We start from the raw sequence: 17,884 nt of genomic DNA on the forward strand, positions 1-17,884 counted from the left end.
ACTGGAGGGGACAGCGACCATGCCGAGCAAGACCGCCGGGACACGCCGGCCTTCCGCCGTACGCGGCGGAGGGCGCGCTCCCGCGCCGCCGAGGCGTCCCCTGGGCAGTGGTGTGCGGCAGCTGCACGAGCGGGCCCGCAAGGCCTGGGACCGACCGCTCACGGCGTACTACGTGATCATCGGCGCGGGGCTGCTCATCACCACGCTCGGTCTGGTGATGGTCTACTCCGCCTCGATGATCACGGCCCTCCGCTACGAGTTGGTGCCCTCCTACTTCTTCCGGAAGCAGTTCTTCGCGGCCCTGCTCGGCACCGGGCTGCTGCTGGCCGCCTCGCGCATGCCGGTGAAGCTGCACCGGGCGCTCGCCTATCCGATCCTGGTGGGCGCGGTCTTCCTCATGGTGCTGGTGCAGATCCCCGGGATAGGGCACTCGGTCAACGGCAACCAGAACTGGATCTCGCTCGGCGGCCCCTTCCAGCTCCAGCCCAGCGAGTTCGGCAAACTGGCGCTGATCCTGTGGGGGGCCGACCTGCTCGCCCGCAAGCAGGACATGCGGCTCCTGACCCAGTGGAAGCACATGCTGGTGCCCCTGGTCCCGGGAGCCTTCATGCTGCTCGGTCTCATCATGCTCGGGGGTGACATGGGCACCTCGATCATCCTTGCGGCCATCCTCTTCGGCCTGTTGTGGACGGCCGGGGCGCCCACCCGGCTCTTCGTCGGCGTGCTCGCGGTGGCCGGTGCGATCGGTGCGCTGCTGATCAAGACGAGCGCGAACCGGATGAGGCGCTTCGAATGCATCGGCGCCACCGATCCCGGTGGCGAGGGGGCTCCCTGTCTCCAGGCCGCGCACGGAATCTATGCTCTGGCCTCGGGCGGATGGTTCGGTTCCGGACTCGGTGCGAGCGTGGAGAAATGGGGTCAACTGCCCGAAGCGCACACCGACTTCATCTTCGCGGTCACCGGTGAGGAACTGGGCCTCGCGGGGACACTGTCGGTACTCGCCCTGTTCGCGGCTCTAGGCTATGCGGGTATCCGCGTGGCCGGAGGCACGGAGGACCCCTTCGTGAGGTTCGCCGCGGGAGGGGTGACCACCTGGATCACGGCGCAGGCCGTGATCAACATCGGTGCGGTGCTCGGTCTGCTGCCGATCGCCGGTGTCCCCCTGCCGCTGTTCTCCTACGGAGGGTCGGCCCTGCTGCCGACCATGTTCGCCGTCGGGCTCCTCATCGCCTTCGCGCGACAGGAGCCCGCCGCGAAAGCGGCCCTGGCGATGCGCGGTCCCGGCTGGGGCAAGCGGACCGGGAAGAGATGGAAGTCGATGCGACGGCGCGTCAAGAAGCGCCCGTCCGGAGAGCGGTGAATTTCGGTGCATGTCGTACTCGCCGGTGGGGGGACCGCCGGCCACATCGAGCCCGCGCTCGCCCTCGCGGACGCCCTGCGCAGGCAGGACCCCAGCGTGGGGATCACGGCGCTCGGCACGGAGAAGGGCCTGGAGACCCGACTCGTGCCCGAGCGGGGCTATGAGCTGGCGCTCATCCCCGCCGTGCCGCTGCCGCGCAAGCCCACGCCCGAGCTGATCACCGTCCCCGGACGGCTGCGCGGCACGATCAAGGCGGCCGAGCAGGTCCTGGAGCGCACCAAGGCGGATTGCGTGGTCGGCTTCGGCGGTTACGTGGCCCTGCCCGGCTATCTGGCGGCCAAGCGCCTCGGGGTGCCGATCGTGGTCCACGAGGCCAATGCCCGCCCCGGCCTGGCCAACAAGATCGGTTCGCGGTACGCGGCCGGGGTCGCCGTCGCCACCCCGGACAGCAAGCTCCGGAACGCCCGCTACATCGGCATCCCGCTGCGGCACACCATCGCGACCCTCGACCGGGCGCGGGTCCGCCCCGAGGCGCGCGCCGCCTTCGGCCTCGACCCGAACCTGCCGACGCTGCTGGTCTCCGGCGGGTCGCAGGGCGCCCGGCGGCTCAACGAGGTCGTCCAGCAGGTCGCCCCGGTGCTCCAGCGCTCCGGCATCCAGATCCTGCACGCGGTCGGCCCGAAGAACGAAGTGCCCCGCGTCGACAACATGCCCGGTATGCCGCCGTACGTACCGGTACCGTACGTGGACCGGATGGACCTCGCGTACGCCGCGGCCGACATGATGCTCTGTCGTGCGGGCGCGATGACCGTTGCGGAGCTCTCCGCCGTCGGACTGCCCGCCGCGTACGTTCCGCTGCCCATCGGCAACGGCGAACAGCGGCTGAACGCCCAGCCGGTGGTGAAGGCCGGTGGTGGACTCCTCGTCGACGACGCGGAGCTGACGCCGCAGTGGGTGCAGGGCAACGTCCTGCCCGTACTGGCCGATCCGCACCGTTTGTACGAAATGTCCCGCGCCGCCGCCGAGTTCGGCCGCCGGGATGCCGACGAGCTGCTCGTCGGCATGGTGTACGAGGCGATCGCCGCCCGCCGGCAGGCGTAGCGGGGCACTGAGGGCAGGAGGCGGCGGGTGGCAGCCGGACCGACGACCGCGGAGAAGCGCGGCACCAGCAAGTCGAAGGGAACGTCGGGCCGGTCGTCCGGCACGGGCACCCGGAATTCACAATTCCGAGTGCCCGCTCCACGCCTGCTCCTCCTGCTGTTCGGCCTCGTCGTGCTCGTGGCCGGTGGGGTCTGGGCGCTCTACGGATCGACCTGGTTTCGTGTGGAACGTGTGAAGACTTCTGGCACGCGGGTCCTCGCTCCGGCCGAGGTCGAAACCGTCGCCGCCGTTCCGATGGGCGCCCCGCTCGTCTCCGTCGACACCGATGCGATCGAGGCCCGGCTCCGGAAGGAAATGCCGCGGATCGAGACGATTGAGGTGATCCGCTCATGGCCGCACGGAATCGGTCTGAAGGTGACGGAACGGAAGCCCGTCCTCCTAGTGGAAAAGGGCGGAAAGTTCATCGAAGTGGACGCGACCGGCATGCAGTTCGCCACGGTCGACACCGCTCCCCGTGGGGTTCCCCGCCTCGCCCTCGACGGTGCCTCTTCGCCGAGCCTGCGCCGCTTCGACGCGGACCGGCTGCTCCGGGAGGCGGTCCGCGTCCGGGGGGAGATTCCGACGGAGATCGTCCGGGACACCCGTGTCGTGCGCGTCACTTCGTACGACTCCGTCACGCTGGAACTGGCCGGAGGGCGAACGGTCTTCTGGGGCAGTGGCGAGCACGGTCAGACCAAGGCCCGGGTGCTGGTCGCCCTCATGAAGGCGACCCCCAAAGCGGGACACTTCGATGTAAGTGCCCCCACGGCCCCTGCCTCCTCCGAGGGTTGACGGGCATCGTCGCTGGCCAGCACCCTGGTTGGCCAGCGCTACGGGTGATCACATAGGGTGAAAAGAAAAACGGGAGGTTCGGCGTGTTCGTTGAACGCGCGCCGCTTGTCGACTTAGTGTCCTGTTCGGAAGAGTCCAGCGAACAGCGACACTAGTAACCCTAAACTTCAACGTTAGGGTTCGGGTCGGCGTTTTGGACCGTCCCAATCGGCATCCGTCGGAGTCGCGCGGCCAACCGCGCGGCGACGACACGTAACTCGAGGCGAGAGGCCTTCGACGTGGCAGCACCGCAGAACTACCTCGCAGTCATCAAGGTCATCGGTGTCGGCGGCGGTGGTGTCAATGCCATCAACCGAATGATCGAGGTCGGTCTCAAGGGCGTCGAGTTCATCGCCATCAACACCGACGCGCAGGCGCTGTTGATGAGCGATGCCGACGTCAAGCTTGACGTCGGCCGTGAACTGACCCGTGGCCTCGGGGCCGGGGCCAACCCGGCAGTCGGCCGCAAGGCGGCAGAGGACCACCGCGAGGAGATCGAGGAGGTCCTCAAGGGGGCCGACATGGTCTTCGTCACCGCCGGCGAAGGCGGCGGCACCGGCACCGGCGGAGCCCCCGTCGTCGCCAACATCGCGCGCTCGCTCGGCGCCCTGACGATCGGTGTGGTCACCCGACCGTTCACCTTCGAGGGCCGCCGTCGCGCCAACCAGGCGGAGGACGGCATCGCCGAGCTCCGTGAAGAGGTCGACACCCTCATCGTCATCCCCAACGACCGACTGCTCTCGATCTCGGACCGCCAGGTCTCCGTGCTCGACGCCTTCAAGTCGGCCGACCAGGTGCTCCTCAGCGGTGTCCAGGGCATCACCGACCTGATCACCACCCCGGGCCTCATCAACCTCGACTTCGCCGACGTCAAGTCGGTCATGTCCGAGGCCGGTTCCGCGCTCATGGGCATCGGCTCCGCCCGCGGCGACGACCGTGCGGTGGCCGCCGCCGAGATGGCGATCTCCTCGCCGCTCCTGGAGGCGTCCATCGACGGCGCCCGCGGCGTCCTGCTCTCCATCTCCGGCGGCAGCGACCTCGGACTCTTCGAGATCAACGAGGCCGCGCAACTGGTCAGCGAGGCCGCCCACCCCGAGGCCAACATCATCTTCGGCGCGGTCATCGACGACGCGCTCGGTGACGAGGTGCGGGTCACGGTCATCGCGGCCGGTTTCGACGGCGGCCAGCCGCCGGCCCGCCGCGACAACATCATCGGCTCGGTCTCCGCCAAGCGCGAGGAGCCGGCCCCGGCACCCCGCGTCACCGAGACCCCCCGCCCGCTGGGCGGTCTCGGCACCGTCGCCCCGCGCGAGGAGCCGGCCCCGGCGCCGGTCGAGCCCACCCCGGTGGTCAACGAGGCCCCGCTGCCGCCGACCCCGCCGGCGGTTCCGCCGGCCCGTCCGTACGCGGACAGCCAGGCTGAGGAACTGGACGTTCCGGATTTCCTGAAGTGATAGGGCAGCGCTTCGACGCGAACGGCGCCCACTTCGCCTTCACCGACCGGTGGGGCGGGGTGAGCGCCGTTCCGTACGAGGAGCTCAACCTGGGTGGAGCGGTCGGGGACGCGCCCGCGGCCGTGCTCGCCAACCGGGCGGCTGCGGCCGGAGCCCTCGGGCTCGACCCGGCGCGGGTGGTCTGGATGAACCAGGTGCACGGTGCAGGTGTCGCCGTGGTCGACGGACCGTGGGGAGATGCGGCGGTCCCGTCGGTCGACGCGGTCGTCACCGCCCGGAGCGGCCTCGGTCTCGCCGTCCTCACTGCCGACTGCGTCCCCGTCCTGCTGGCCGATCCCGTCGCCGGGGTCGCCGCCGCGGCCCACGCCGGGCGCCCCGGAATGGTCGCCGGAGTCGTCCCCGCCGCGGTCGGGGCGATGGTGCGGCTCGGTGCCGAACCCGCCCGGATCGTCGCCCGCACCGGCCCGTCCGTGTGCGGCCGGTGCTACGAGGTGCCGGAGGCGATGCGCGCCGAGGTCGCCGCCGTGGAACCGGCGGCCCGCGCCGAGACCTCGTGGGGCACTCCCGCCGTCGACGTCGGTGCCGGAGTGCGTGCACAGTTGGAGCGGCTCGGTGTCCGGGACGTCGAGGACGCCGGTGTCTGCACCCTGGAATCGCGCGACCACTACTCGTACCGCCGCGATCGCACCACGGGGCGACTCGCGGGATATGTCTGGTTGGACTGAGAAGAGACATGACGGACCGCAAGTCGGAACTCGCCGCGAACCTCGCCCGGGTGGAAGAGCGCATCGCTGCCGCGTGCGCCGCTGCCGGTCGCGGCCGTGACGAGGTGACCCTGATCGTGGTCACCAAGACCTACCCTGCGAGCGACGTCAGACTCCTGCACGAGCTCGGGGTGCGCCACGTCGCGGAGAACCGGGACCAGGACGCCGCCCCCAAGGCGGCGGCCTGCGCCGACCTCGACCTGACCTGGCACTTCGTCGGCCAGCTGCAGACCAACAAGGTCAGATCCGTGGTGGGTTATGCCGATGTGGTGCAGTCTGTCGACCGCTTGAAGCTCGTCTCCGCCCTCTCTGGGGCTGCGGAGAGGGCGGGGCGCGAGCTCGGCTGTCTGATCCAGGTCGCGCTCGACGCCGAGTCCGGCGAGCGGGGCGACCGCGGAGGCATCGCGCCGGACGGGGTCGAGGAGTTGGCGCACGCCGTGGACCAGGCCCCCGGTCTCCGGCTGGCCGGGCTGATGACCGTCGCCCCGCTGGCGGGGCGGTACGCCGGCCGGCAACGGGCAGCCTTCGACCGCCTGATGGATTTGTCGACTGCCCTGCGCGCGACCCGTCCGGCTGCGAACATGGTGTCAGCAGGGATGAGCGCGGACCTCGAAGAGGCCGTCGCGGCCGGGGCGACACACGTACGCGTCGGTACGGCGGTGCTCGGCGTCCGCCCGAAGCTCGGGTAACGTCGCGAAGCAAGTCGGACCACAGCAGAAAATATGGTCATTCCGCAGAACGGCGGAGTGCCCCGTGGATCGCCGGCACTTGGTGACAAGGCCGATCCACCACAGAGCGGAGGACTCAGAGAATGGCCGGCGCGATGCGCAAGATGGCGGTCTACCTCGGCCTCGTGGAGGACGATGGGTACGACGGCCGGGGCTTCGACCCCGACGACGACTTCGAACCCGAGCTGGAGCCGGAGCCCGAGCGCGACCGACGTCACACCCCCCCGCGCCAGGTGGAGCGGGAGGAGCCGGTGCGGGTGGCGCAACCGCCGGCCCCTCGTGAGCCGGTCGCCCATTCCGTCCCCGTACTCGCCGAAAGCGGTCGTCCGGCCCGAATTGCCCCCGTGGCGTCCATCACACCCGAACGCCCGAGCCTGGAGAAGAGCGCACCGGTGATCATGCCCAAGGTCGTGTCCGAGCGGGAGCCCTACCGCATCACCACGCTGCATCCCCGGACCTACAACGAGGCCCGTACCATCGGGGAACACTTCCGCGAGGGCACTCCGGTGATCATGAACCTCACGGAGATGGACGACACGGACGCGAAGCGACTTGTCGACTTTGCCGCCGGACTCGTCTTCGGGCTCCATGGCAGCATTGAGCGAGTGACGCAGAAGGTGTTCCTGTTGTCGCCTGCTAACGTCGATGTCACGGCGGAGGACAAGGCCCGGATCGCAGAGGGCGGATTCTTCAACCAGAGCTGAGAACACAAGAACCGGACGGACCGGTCGCGAGGCGGCCGGACAAGCGAGAGCACAGAAGCCAGGGGAGAGGGAAGCGCGGGATGGGCGTCGCACTACAAGTGGTCTACATCGTGCTGATGTGCTTCCTGGTCCTCCTCGTCGTCCGGCTTGTCATGGACTACGTCTTCCAGTTCGCCCGTTCATGGCAACCCGGTAAGGCGATGGTGGTCGTCCTTGAGGCCACCTACACTGTCACCGATCCACCGCTCAAGCTTCTACGGCGGCTCATCCCGCCGTTGCGTCTCGGGGGCGTGGCACTCGACCTGTCCTTCTTCGTTCTGATGATCATCGTCTACATCTTGATCTCTATCGTGAGCAACTTCACGAGGTGAATGTGGACGATACGGTCTTGCCGACTGCCGACGACTACGTAGAGGTGAAGAAGAGATGCCGCTGACCCCCGAGGACGTGCGGAACAAGCAGTTCACGACGGTCCGCCTCCGAGAAGGTTATGACGAGGACGAGGTTGATGCCTTCCTCGATGAGGTCGAGGCCGAGCTGACCCGCCTGCTCCGCGAGAACGAGGACCTGCGCGCCAAGCTGGCCGCTGCGACGCGTGCCGCCGCGCAGAATCAGCAGCAGGGCATGCGCAAGCCTCCGGAGCCGCAGGACCGTCCCGGCGGACCGGGAGGCCCAGGGGGCCAGGCGGGTCCTGGGGGGCCCGGGGGTCCCGGCGCACCCGTGCCCGCGGCCATATCCGGACCGCCGGTCCAGCAGCAGCCGCCGCAGATGGGCCCGCCGCAGCTGCCCTCCGGCGCCCCGCAGCTTCCGGCCGGCCCCATGCAGGGTGGCCCCATGCAGGGCGGTCCGATGCAGGGTGGCCCCATGCAGGGCGGTCCGATGCAGGGCGGTCCGATGCAGGGCGGTCCGATGCAGGGCGGCCCCATGCAGGGTGGCCCGATGCAGGGTGGCCCGATGCAGGGTGGCCCCATGCAGGGCGGTCCGATGCAGGGTGGCCCCATGCAGGGCGGTCCGATGCAGGGTGGCCCGATGGGGCACCCGCAGCAGCAGATGCAGCAGCCCGCCCAGGGCCCCGGCGGCGACAGCGCCGCGCGTGTCCTCTCGCTCGCCCAGCAGACCGCCGACCAGGCGATCGCCGAGGCGCGTTCCGAGGCCAACAAGATCGTCGGCGAGGCGCGCTCCCGTGCCGAGGGCTTGGAGCGGGACGCCCGCGCCAAGGCGGACGCCCTTGAGCGGGACGCCCAGGAGAAGCACCGCGTCGCCATGGGCTCCCTCGAGTCCGCCCGCGCGACGCTGGAGCGCAAGGTCGAGGACCTGCGCGGCTTCGAGCGCGAGTACCGCACGCGTCTGAAGTCCTACCTGGAGTCGCAGCTGCGTCAGCTGGAGACCCAGGCGGACGACTCGCTGGCCCCGCCGCGCACCCCGGCCACGGCTTCGCTGCCGCCGGCCCCGTCGATGGCCTCGGCGAGTGCGAGCGCCCCGTCCTACGGCGGCAGCAGCGGCATGGGCGGCGCGCCGTCGATGGGCGGTGCACCCTCCTACGGTGGCCAGCAGCAGATGTCCCCGGCGATGACCCAGCCGATGGCTCCGGTCCGTCCCCAGGCGCCCCAGCCGATGCAGCAGGCGCCGGCGCCGATGCGGGGCTTCCTGATCGACGAGGACGACAACTGACGCGGCTCGCACGCGTGCTGAGCGCGTAGCCGACGGCAGTCTGAAGGGCCGGTCCCCCTCCCCGGGGGGCCGGCCCTTCGGCCTGCCCGGCCCGCGGTTCCCTCCCCCCGGGGGAAGCGCCCCGCCGGCGGACCCGTCCGCCCCGGTCCTGCGGAGCAGCCGCTCGCGGCAAGCTCCGGGAAACCGGGAGGGCGAACGCCGAAGGGCCCGGCCCCCTTCCTCGGGGGAGCCGGGCCCTTCGACGCAGTGCTCAGGCCTTGCGGAGGCGGAACGTGAGGGTCAGGGACTCGTCCGTGAAGGGGGAGCCGTAGGTGGCGTCGGCCTCGCCCGGGGCGTAGTCCGTCGCCAAGACCTCGTCCGCGATCAGGCCCGCGTGGGCCGTCAGGGCCTCCACCGTCTCCGGGGAGTCCGCCTGCCAGCGCAGGGCGATGCGGTCGGCGACGTCCAGGCCGCTGTTCTTGCGGGCCTCCTGGATCAGCCGGATCGCGTCACGGGCGAGCCCCGCGCGCCGCAGCTCCGGAGTGATCTCCAGGTCGAGCGCGACCGTCGCGCCCGCGTCGGAGGCCACCGACCAGCCCTCGCGGGGGGTCTCCGTGATGATGATCTCCTCCGGGGTGACGGTGATCTCCTCGCCGTTCACCGAGAGGAGTGCCTCTCCGTCCCGCAGAGCCAGCGACAGTGCCGCCGCGTCCGCCGCCGCGACCGCCTTGGCCACGTCCTGGACGCCCTTGCCGAAGCGCTTGCCGAGGGCGCGGAAGTTCGCCTTCGCCGTCGTGTCGACGAGCGACCCGCCGACCTCCGACAGGGACGCCACCGAGGAGACGTTCAGCTCCTCGGTGATCTGGGCCCGGAGCTCGGGGGAGAGGGCGGAGAAGCCCGTCGCCGCCACGAGGGCGCGGGACAGCGGCTGACGCGTCTTCACGCCGGACTCCGCCCGCGTCGCCCGCCCCAGCTCCACCAGGCGGCGGACCAGCAGCATCTGCTCCGAGAGCGTCTTGTCGATCTGGCCGGTGTCGGCCTCCGGCCAGGTGGCGAGGTGCACGGACTCCGGGGCGTCCGGCGTCACCGGCGCCACGAGGTCCTGCCAGACCCGCTCCGTGATGAACGGGGTCAGCGGGGCCATCAGACGGGTCACCGTCTCGATGACGTCGTGGAGGGTCCGCAGGGCGGCCTTGTCGCCCTGCCAGAAGCGGCGGCGCGACCGGCGCACGTACCAGTTCGACAGGTCGTCGACGAAGGACGAGAGGAGCTTGCCGGCCCGCTGGGTGTCGTACGACTCCATCGCCTCGGTGACCTCGGCCACCAGGGTGTGGAGTTCGGAGAGGAGCCAACGGTCGAGGACCGTGCGCTCGGCGGGGGTCGGGTCGGCGGCGGAGGGGGACCAGGCCGACGTGCGGGCGTACAGGGCCTGGAAGGCCACCGTGTTCCAGTACGTCAGCAGCGTCTTGCGGACGACCTCCTGGATCGTGCCGTGACCCACCCGGCGGGCCGCCCACGGCGAGCCGCCGGCCGCCATGAACCAGCGGACCGCGTCGGCGCCGTGCTGGTCCATGAGCGGGATCGGCTGGAGGATGTTGCCCAGGTGCTTGGACATCTTCCGGCCGTCCTCGGCGAGGATGTGGCCCAGGCAGACCACGTTCTCGTACGCGGACTTGTCGAAGACCAGCGTGCCGACCGCCATCAGCGTGTAGAACCAGCCGCGGGTCTGGTCGATCGCCTCGGAGATGAACTGCGCCGGGTAGCGGGACTCGAAGAGTTCCTTGTTCTGGTACGGGTAGCCGTACTGCGCGAACGGCATCGAACCCGAGTCGTACCAGGCGTCGATGACCTCCGGCACGCGCGTGGCGGTCTTCGAGCAGGTGGGGCAGGGGAAGGTGACCGCGTCGATGTAGGGGCGGTGCGGGTCGAGCTCGGACTGGTCCGTGCCCGTCAGTTCGGTCAGCTCCGCGCGCGAGCCCACGCACGTCAGGTGGTCGTCCTCGCAGCGCCAGATCGGCAGCGGAGTGCCCCAGTAGCGGTTCCGGGAGAGCGCCCAGTCGACGTTGTTCGTCAACCAGTCGCCGAAGCGGCCGTGCTTGACCGACTCGGGGAACCAGTTGGTCTTCTCGTTCTCCTGGAGCATGCGCTCCTTGACCGCGGTCGTGCGGATGTACCAGGACGGCTGCGCGTAGTAGAGCAGGGCCGTGTGGCAGCGCCAGCAGTGCGGGTAGCTGTGCTCGTACGCGATGTGCCGGAAGAGCAGCCCGCGCGCGTCCAGGTCGGCGGTGAGCGCCTCGTCCGCCTTCTTGAAGAAGACGCCGCCGACGAGCGGCACGTCCTCCTCGAAGGTGCCGTCGGCGCGGACCGGGTTCACGACCGGGAGGTCGTACGCCTTGCAGACCTTGAGGTCGTCCTCGCCGAAGGCGGGGGACTGGTGGACCAGGCCCGTACCGTCCTCGGTCGTCACGTACTCGGCGTTGACGACGTAGTGCGCCGGCGCGGGGAAGTCGACCAGCTCGAAGGGGCGCCGGTAGGTCCAGCGCTCCATGTCCTTGCCCGTGAAGGACTCGCCGGTGGTCACCCAGCCCTCGCCGAGCGCCTTCTCCAGCAGGGGTTCGGCGACGACCAGCCTCTCGTCGCCGTCGGTGGCGACCACGTAGGTGACCTCGGGGTGGGCGGCCACCGCCGTGTTGGACACCAGGGTCCAGGGGGTCGTCGTCCAGACCAGCAGGGCCGCCTTGCCGGCGAGCGGGCCGGAGGTGAGCGGGAAGCGCACGTACACGGAGGGGTCGACGACCGTCTCGTACCCCTGGGCCAGCTCGTGGTCCGAGAGGCCGGTGCCGCAACGGGGGCACCAGGGGGCGACGCGGTGGTCCTGGACCAGCAGGTCCTTGTCGAAGATCTGCTTGAGCGACCACCAGACCGACTCGATGTACGAGGGGTTCATGGTCCGGTACGCGTCGTCGAGGTCGACCCAGTAGCCCATCCGGGTCGTCAGCTCGGCGAAGGCATCGGTGTGCCGGGTCACGGACTCGCGGCACTTGGCGTTGAACTCGGCGATTCCGTAGGCCTCGATGTCCTTCTTGCCGGAGAAGCCGAGCTCCTTCTCGACGGCGAGCTCGACCGGCAGGCCGTGGCAGTCCCAGCCGGCCTTGCGGGCCACGTGGTAGCCGCGCATGGTCCGGAAGCGGGGGAAGACGTCCTTGAAGACCCGGGCCTCGATGTGATGGGCACCGGGCATGCCGTTGGCGGTGGGCGGGCCCTCGTAGAACACCCACTCGGGGCGTCCCTCGGACTGTTCCAGGGTCTTCGCGAAGACCTTGCTCTCGCGCCAGAAATCGAGCACGGCGTGCTCAAGCGCGGGCAGGTCGACCTGGGCTGGCACCTGACGGTACTGCGACATCGATCTTCCTCCGGCGGACGATTCTCTTCCGTCGGAGGGACGAGAGCGCTGCTCCCGCGGTACCACCCTCCTTGGCCCCGGACGTGATCGTCCCGAGCCCCCTCATTGGGGTCGCGAAGCCGGTTCTAGTCACCGCTTGTCACCGCGGCTTTCTTCCGACGGCTCCGGGGTGATGCTTCACATCGGGCTCGCCCCCGGGCTCTCACCGTCCCCGGGTCGCTCATGGCTGCTTGCGACGCTACTCGTCCCCGTCCACGCCTTTCGCTGGCCCCAGTGTACGGGGCGCCGGGGCGGACGGCGGACCGGTTTTTCCGTGACCCGAATGGCCACACCGACCCGGTCGGACTTCTGATGCGGCCATCCGGGGGAGCGGCGGGACGGGTGACCTGCCGGGGAGCCGGGTACGAACGGGACGGGCCCGTCCCGCGGGGAGCGGGGCGGGCGGGAACGGCGGCGTGCCCCGTTGCCGAGGGCCCGGGGCCGATTTATCGTCCCAGCACGGTGCGCGAGCAAGATCACAAAATGTGAAGGGGCCGCGACATGGTGGCGAAGAAGACCGCTGCGAAGAAGTCATCGGCCACCGGCCCCACCGGTGCCGCCGAAGGAGCCAAGGACGTGGCCGGGAAGAAGTCGGCGGTGGCGAAGAAGCCGGCGGCCGGCAGGAAGAAGGCCACGAAGGCGGTCGGGAAGAAGGCCACGCAGACGGCCGGGGAGCCGGCGGGGAAGGCTGCGGGCGGCGCTTCCGGCGACGGCGACGGCGACACGCGGAAGACCGGCGCGGAGGCCCCCGCGGGGACGTCCACGGCGAAGAGGACCACGGCGAAGAGGACCACGGCGAAGAAGCCGACGGCGAAGGCGGCGGCCGCCAAGAAGGCGCCCGCCGCGAAGAAGCAGACAGGAGCCAGGTCGGTGGCAGCGAAGAAGACCGCGGGGGGCGTCACGACCGTCGAGGACGAAGCGGCGGCCCCGGCGGGCGCCGACGAACTCGCGGTGCGTCCCGGAGAGGAACCCTGGACGCCGGAGGAGGTGGCGGAGGCCCGCAACGAACTCCAGGCGGAGGTGCTGAGGCTCCGCAGCGAGCTCGCCCACTCCGAGGAGGAGCTGACCGGCCTGATGTGGGACTCCGGCGACGGAGCCGGGGACGACCAGGCCGACACGGGGACCAAGAACATCACCCGCGAGCACGAGCTGGCCCTCGCGGCGAACGCCCGCGAGATGCTGGAGCAGACCGAGCACGCCCTGGAGCGGCTCGACGCGGGCACGTACGGCCTGTGCGAGGTGTGCGGCAAGCCGATCGGGAAGGCGCGGATGCAGGCCTTCCCGCGGGCCACGCTCTGCGTGCAGGACAAGCAACGGCAGGAGCGGCGCGGCTGACGGTCTCCGCTGCCGGTCCCGCACGCCCGTGCCGTACCCTCGGTGCACGGTCGGACATCGAGGTCTAGGGACTCACTCACGTGGCAGAGGCGGAGCGCATCATCGGTACGCCGGATTCAGCAGGGGCCGACGGGACGGCCCCCGCCGACGAGACGCAGGCCCACGACGGCACGCCGGCCCCCGACGACACGGCCGCTCCCGAGGAGCGGCCCCGGGGCAGGCGGAGGATCGTCGCGCTGTTCGTCGTGGCCGTGCTGGCCTACCTGCTCGACCTCGGCAGCAAGATGCTGGTCGTCGCCGAGCTGGAGGGCCGCGAGCCGATCCAGCTGGTCGGTGACCTGCTGCGGCTCGACGCCATCCGGAACCCGGGTGCCGCCTTCGGCATGGGCGAGGCCTTCACGATCATCTTCACCTGCATCGCGGTCGCCGTGATCGTGGTCATCATCCGTCTGGCGCGAAAGCTCTACAGCCTGCCCTGGGCGATCGCGCTCGGCCTGCTGCTCGGTGGTGCGCTCGGGAACCTGACGGACCGGATCTTCCGTTCGCCGGGGATCTTCGAGGGCGCGGTCGTGGACTTCATCGCCCCCGCGCACTTCGCGGTCTTCAACCTGGCCGACTCGGCGATCGTCTGCGGAGGCATCCTGATCGTCCTCCTCTCGTTCCGGGGCCTGGACCCGGACGGCACCGTCCACAAGGACTGACCGCTTCCGACACAAGGCATACTCGACGGGTGAGCACGAGTCCCGAGATCCGCACGCTGCCCGTTCCCGATGGCCTGGAGGGCGAGCGCGTCGACGCCGCCATCGCCCGCATGTTCGGGTTCTCCCGTACGAAGGCGGCCGAACTGGCCGCCGCAGGGAAGGTCCAGGTCGACGGTTCGGTCGTCGGCAAGTCCGAGCGGGTCAGCGGTGGCGCATGGCTCGAGGTCGAGATGCCGGGCGCGCCGGCGCCGGTACAGATCGTCGCCGAGCCCGTCGAGGGCATGGAGATCGTCCACGACGACGACGACATCGTCGTGATCACGAAGCCGATCGGCGTCGCCGCCCACCCCAGCCCCGGCTGGACCGGCACCACCGTCATCGGCGGTCTCGCCGCCGCCGGCTACCGCATCTCCACCTCCGGCGCCGCGGAGCGCCAGGGCATCGTGCACCGCCTCGACGTCGGCACCTCCGGCCTGATGGTGGTCGCGAAGTCGGAGTACGCGTACACCTCGCTCAAGCGCCAGTTCAAGGAGCGCACGGTCGACAAGCGCTACCACGCGCTCGTCCAGGGGCACCCCGACCCGATGAGCGGCACCATCGACGCTCCGATCGGCCGGCACCCGAACCACGACTACAAGTGGGCGGTCACCGCGGACGGCAAGCCCTCCGTGACGCACTACGACCTCATCGAGGCGTACCGGGCGGCCTCGCTGCTCGACATCAAGCTGGAGACGGGGCGCACCCACCAGATCCGGGTGCACATGTCTGCGCACCGCCACCCCTGCGTCGGCGACCTCACCTACGGGGCCGACCCGACCATGGCCAAGCGCCTCGGTCTGACCCGGCAGTGGCTGCACGCCGTCCGGCTCGGCTTCGAGCACCCCGGTGACGGTTCCTGGGTCGAGTTCGCCAGCACCTACCCCGAGGACCTGCAGAAGGCCCTGGACCGGATCGAGGCGGAGAGCCGGTGACCGTCGCGTACGTCGTGCGGGAGGCCGTGGGCGACGCCGATCGGGAGGACTGCTTCGCGGTCCGCCGGGAGGTGTTCGTCATCGAGCAGGGGGTTCCACAGGAGCTGGAGTACGACCCGTACGACGCCACGGCGGTGCACGTCCTCGCCGTCCGCACGGACGGGCTTCCGCTCGGCACCGGGCGCCTGCTGTACGGGGCGGACGCGGTCGGCAAGACCGGCGCCGACGCCTCGGTCGGCTCCCTCGGCCGGCTCGCGGTCACCAAGGCGGCACGAGGCCTCGGGGTGGGCGCCGCCGTGGTCCGGGCGATCGAGGACGCGGCGCGCGACCGGGGCCTGGCCGCGGTCGACCTGCACGCACAGACACAGGCGACGGGCTTCTACGAGCGCCTCGGCTACGAGGCGTACGGCCCCGAGTTCCCCGACGCGGGCATGCCGCACCGGGCGATGCGCAGAAAGCTTTAAAAACGGGGCCTTCAGTCCCAAAACGGACGTACGTGGCAGGGTGGGGCCGTGGATCAATTGGCCCTGCTCTTCCTGCTGCTCCTCGGTGCCCTGCTCACCGTGCCCCTCGGCGACCGGCTGGGGCTTCCCGCGCCCGTCCTGATGACCCTCGTCGGGATCGTGCTGGCCTTCCTGCCGTTCGTGCCGAACGTCGAGATCCCGCCCGAGCTCATCCTCCCGCTGGTGCTGCCGCCCCTGTTGTACGCCTCGGTGCAGCGGACCTCCTGGCGACAGTTCGCAGCCAACAAGCGGCCCATCTTCCTGCTCGCGGTGGCCCTGGTCTTCGTCACCACGGCCGCCGTCGGCACGGTGGCGCACGCGCTGGTGCCCGGCCTCCCACTGGCCGCGGCGTTCGTGCTCGGCGCCCTCGTCGCACCTCCGGACCCGGTCGCCGCGACCGCCGTCGCGGGCTCGCTCGGACTGCCCCGCCGGCTCGTGTCGATCCTGGAGGGCGAGGGCCTCTTCAACGACGTGACCGCGATCGTGCTCTACCACGTGGCGGTCGCCGCCGCCGTCAGCGGTGCCTTCTCCTGGCCCGAGGCGCTCGGCGAGTTCGTGCTCTCCGCCGTGGTCGCCGTGATCGTGGGGCTGGCGCTCGGCTGGCTGTCCCACAAGCTGATCGGCCTCCTCGGTGACGCCACCCTGCAGACCGGCCTGACGCTCCTCGTCCCCTTCGTGAGCTACGTCCTCGCCGAGGAACTGCACGGCTCCGGAGTGCTTGCCGTCCTGGTCACCGCGCTCTTCCTGGCCGAGCACGCGGCCGACGCCGACGACGTCATGGGGCGCCTCGCGGGACAGACCTTCTGGCAGATCGTCGACACCCTCGTCACCGGCATCGCCTTCGGCCTCATCGGTTTGGAACTCGTCCAGGTCTTCGGGGTGGCCGAGGGGCGCGGCCGGCAGATGCTCGGCTGGGGCGCCGCCGTGGTCGGCGTGGTCGTCGGGGTCAGATTGCTGTGGCTGCTCCCCGCCACCTGGCTGGCGAAGAAGCTGCACGGGCTCCGGGACGTCGACGAGGAGATCCCCATGAGCTGGCGGGAGACCGTCGTCATGTGGTGGGCGGGGATGCGCGGGGTGGCCTCGGTCGCGCTGGCCCTCGCCATTCCGCTCCGCACCGAGGACGGAGCCCCCTTCCCCGGCCGCGAGGAGATCGTCTTCATCGCCTTCTGTGTGATCATCGCCACGCTCGTCTTCCAGGGGCTCACCCTGCCGTCCTTGGTCAAGCGGCTCGGGGTGCGGGCCGACACCGATGCCGAGCGGGCCCTGGAGCGCCGGCTCGCCGTCCGGGCGGCGAAGGCGGCCAAGCGCCGGCTCAAGGAGATCGAAGAGGTGGAGGAGCTTCCCGAGGAGGTGCAGGAGCGACTGCTGCGCGGGGCGTACGACATCGGGGCGCGGATCAGTCCCGACATGGTGGACGACGAGCGGCGGGCCGCGTTCGTGGAGCGCACGAAGAGGTTCAAGGCGGTGCAGCGGATCCAGCGGGAGCTGATGTCGGCGGCCCGGCACGAGGTCCTCTCGGCGCGCAGCGAGCCGGGGGTCGACCCCGAGGTGGTGGACCGGGTGCTGCGGCAGCTGGACGTGCGCAGCATGCGGTGACGGGCGGTGGCCGGGGCCCGCCGGCGGCGGGTGGCAGGATGGAGCGCATGGACATCATGCTCTTCCACTCGGCCTACGGGCTGACCCCTTCCGTCGAGGCCGCCGCCGAGCGGCTCCGGGCCGCCGGGCACCAGGTCTGGACCCCGGACCTCTACGGGGGCCGGACGGTCGGGACCGTGGAGGAGGGCGTGGCGCTCCGGGACGAGATCGGCAAGGACGAGCTGCTCAAGCGGGCGGTCCTGGCCGCCGCTCCCTACTCCGAGCGGGGGCTGGTCTACATGGGCCTCTCCCTCGGGGCCTCGATCGCGCAGACCTTGGCGCTCGGGGACGAGAAGGCGCGCGGACTGCTGTTGTTCCACGGCACCTCGGACCTCGCGGAGTCGGCCTCGGTCGACGAGCTGCCGGTCCAACTGCACGTGGCCGAGCCGGACCCCTTCGAGACCGACGACTGGTTGTCCTCCTGGTACCTCCAGATGCGCAGGGCCGGGGCGGAGGTGGAGGTCTACCGCTACCGGGGGGCGGGGCACATCTACACGGACCCCGAGCTGCCCGACTGGGACGAGGAGGCGGCCGAGCGGACCTGGTCGGTGGCGCTGGCCTTCCTCGACGGCCTGTAGGAGCAGCGCCCGCGCCCCGGGGCGCGGCGAAGGGGGTGGCCCCCGGGCCGGCCGTCCCCGGGGCCACCCCCCGTCCGCCGGCGGTCCG

The 17,884-nt window shown here is 70.8% G+C and carries 15 protein-coding genes and 2 pseudogenes; 15 read left to right on the plus strand and 2 right to left on the minus strand.

All coding sequences use genetic code 11. The features are described 5' to 3' along the window. Positions 1-19 precede the first annotated feature (19 nt). From ftsW to ACFW22_RS00270, 9 genes and pseudogenes are all read left to right on the plus strand, one after another. On the plus strand, positions 20-1,360 hold the full coding sequence (gene ftsW / locus ACFW22_RS00230) for a putative lipid II flippase FtsW (RefSeq protein WP_386396547.1): 1,341 nt from the start codon (positions 20-22) through the stop codon (positions 1,358-1,360). A gap of 6 nt (positions 1,361-1,366) precedes the next feature. Beyond that, complete coding sequence (murG, locus tag ACFW22_RS00235) at positions 1,367-2,461, plus strand: undecaprenyldiphospho-muramoylpentapeptide beta-N-acetylglucosaminyltransferase (protein ID WP_386396550.1); 1,095 nt, start codon at positions 1,367-1,369, stop codon at positions 2,459-2,461. Positions 2,462-2,488: 27 nt separating this feature from the next. Then, positions 2,489-3,292, plus strand: a complete 804-nt coding sequence (locus tag ACFW22_RS00240) for a cell division protein FtsQ/DivIB (RefSeq protein ID WP_386396553.1) — start codon at positions 2,489-2,491, stop codon at positions 3,290-3,292. Positions 3,293-3,570: 278 nt separating this feature from the next. Next, positions 3,571-4,785 carry a cell division protein FtsZ gene (ftsZ, locus tag ACFW22_RS00245; RefSeq protein ID WP_386396556.1) on the plus strand — a complete coding sequence of 405 codons (1,215 nt, stop codon included), beginning with the start codon at positions 3,571-3,573 and terminating at the stop codon, positions 4,783-4,785. After that, positions 4,782-5,510, plus strand: coding sequence for a peptidoglycan editing factor PgeF (pgeF, locus tag ACFW22_RS00250; protein ID WP_386396558.1), 729 nt, complete (start codon positions 4,782-4,784; stop codon positions 5,508-5,510). The genes ftsZ and pgeF overlap by 4 nt, the downstream gene beginning before the upstream one ends. 8 nt (positions 5,511-5,518) lie before the next feature. Next, positions 5,519-6,238: a YggS family pyridoxal phosphate-dependent enzyme gene (locus ACFW22_RS00255; protein WP_386396560.1), complete on the plus strand. Its 720-nt coding sequence runs from the start codon at positions 5,519-5,521 to the stop codon at positions 6,236-6,238. Positions 6,239-6,360: 122 nt separating this feature from the next. Beyond that, positions 6,361-6,981 (plus strand): cell division protein SepF, encoded by a 621-nt coding sequence (locus ACFW22_RS00260; RefSeq protein WP_384879622.1) that lies wholly within the window; start codon positions 6,361-6,363, stop codon positions 6,979-6,981. Positions 6,982-7,061: 80 nt separating this feature from the next. Then, the gene (locus ACFW22_RS00265) at positions 7,062-7,352 is read left to right on the plus strand and encodes a YggT family protein (protein WP_386396564.1); all 291 of its coding nucleotides are present in this window, start codon (positions 7,062-7,064) and stop codon (positions 7,350-7,352) included. Between the two features lie 55 nt (positions 7,353-7,407). After that, positions 7,408-7,539 (plus strand): annotated as a pseudogene (locus tag ACFW22_RS00270) (DivIVA domain-containing protein); the annotation flags it as partial. 393 nt (positions 7,540-7,932) lie between these two features. On the opposite strand, the pseudogene ACFW22_RS00275 reads toward ACFW22_RS00270, so the two are convergent. Then, a pseudogene (locus ACFW22_RS00275) lies at positions 7,933-8,664 on the minus strand (hypothetical protein); the annotation flags it as partial. Positions 8,665-8,902: 238 nt separating this feature from the next. Beyond that, positions 8,903-12,034 carry an isoleucine--tRNA ligase gene (ileS, locus tag ACFW22_RS00280; RefSeq protein WP_386396567.1) on the minus strand — a complete coding sequence of 1,044 codons (3,132 nt, stop codon included), beginning with the start codon at positions 12,032-12,034 and terminating at the stop codon, positions 8,903-8,905. 540 nt (positions 12,035-12,574) lie between these two features. Between ileS and ACFW22_RS00285 the strand changes: the two genes are divergently transcribed. From ACFW22_RS00285 to ACFW22_RS00310, 6 genes are all read left to right on the plus strand, one after another. Next, the gene (locus ACFW22_RS00285; RefSeq protein WP_386396570.1) at positions 12,575-13,408 is read left to right on the plus strand and encodes a TraR/DksA family transcriptional regulator; all 834 of its coding nucleotides are present in this window, start codon (positions 12,575-12,577) and stop codon (positions 13,406-13,408) included. 80 nt (positions 13,409-13,488) lie between these two features. Beyond that, entirely contained in the window at positions 13,489-14,109 is a 621-nt protein-coding gene (lspA, locus tag ACFW22_RS00290; RefSeq protein ID WP_386396573.1) for a signal peptidase II, read from the plus strand. Between the two features lie 29 nt (positions 14,110-14,138). Then, entirely contained in the window at positions 14,139-15,080 is a 942-nt protein-coding gene (locus ACFW22_RS00295; protein ID WP_386396576.1) for an RluA family pseudouridine synthase, read from the plus strand. Next, positions 15,077-15,544 carry a GNAT family N-acetyltransferase gene (locus tag ACFW22_RS00300; protein WP_386396579.1) on the plus strand — a complete coding sequence of 156 codons (468 nt, stop codon included), beginning with the start codon at positions 15,077-15,079 and terminating at the stop codon, positions 15,542-15,544. Before ACFW22_RS00295 ends, ACFW22_RS00300 begins: the two co-directional genes overlap by 4 nt. 48 nt (positions 15,545-15,592) lie before the next feature. After that, complete coding sequence (locus ACFW22_RS00305) at positions 15,593-17,179, plus strand: Na+/H+ antiporter (protein ID WP_386396582.1); 1,587 nt, start codon at positions 15,593-15,595, stop codon at positions 17,177-17,179. A gap of 47 nt (positions 17,180-17,226) precedes the next feature. Next, a complete protein-coding gene (locus ACFW22_RS00310) occupies positions 17,227-17,796 on the plus strand; it encodes a dienelactone hydrolase family protein (protein WP_386396584.1) in 570 nt (189 codons plus the stop codon). The last annotated feature ends 88 nt before the right edge of the window (positions 17,797-17,884 follow it).

Origin of the sequence: Streptomyces sp. NPDC058872 (assembly GCF_042743065.1) — a bacterium.
In the GTDB taxonomy this organism is placed as follows: Bacteria; Actinomycetota; Actinomycetes; order Streptomycetales; family Streptomycetaceae; genus Streptomyces.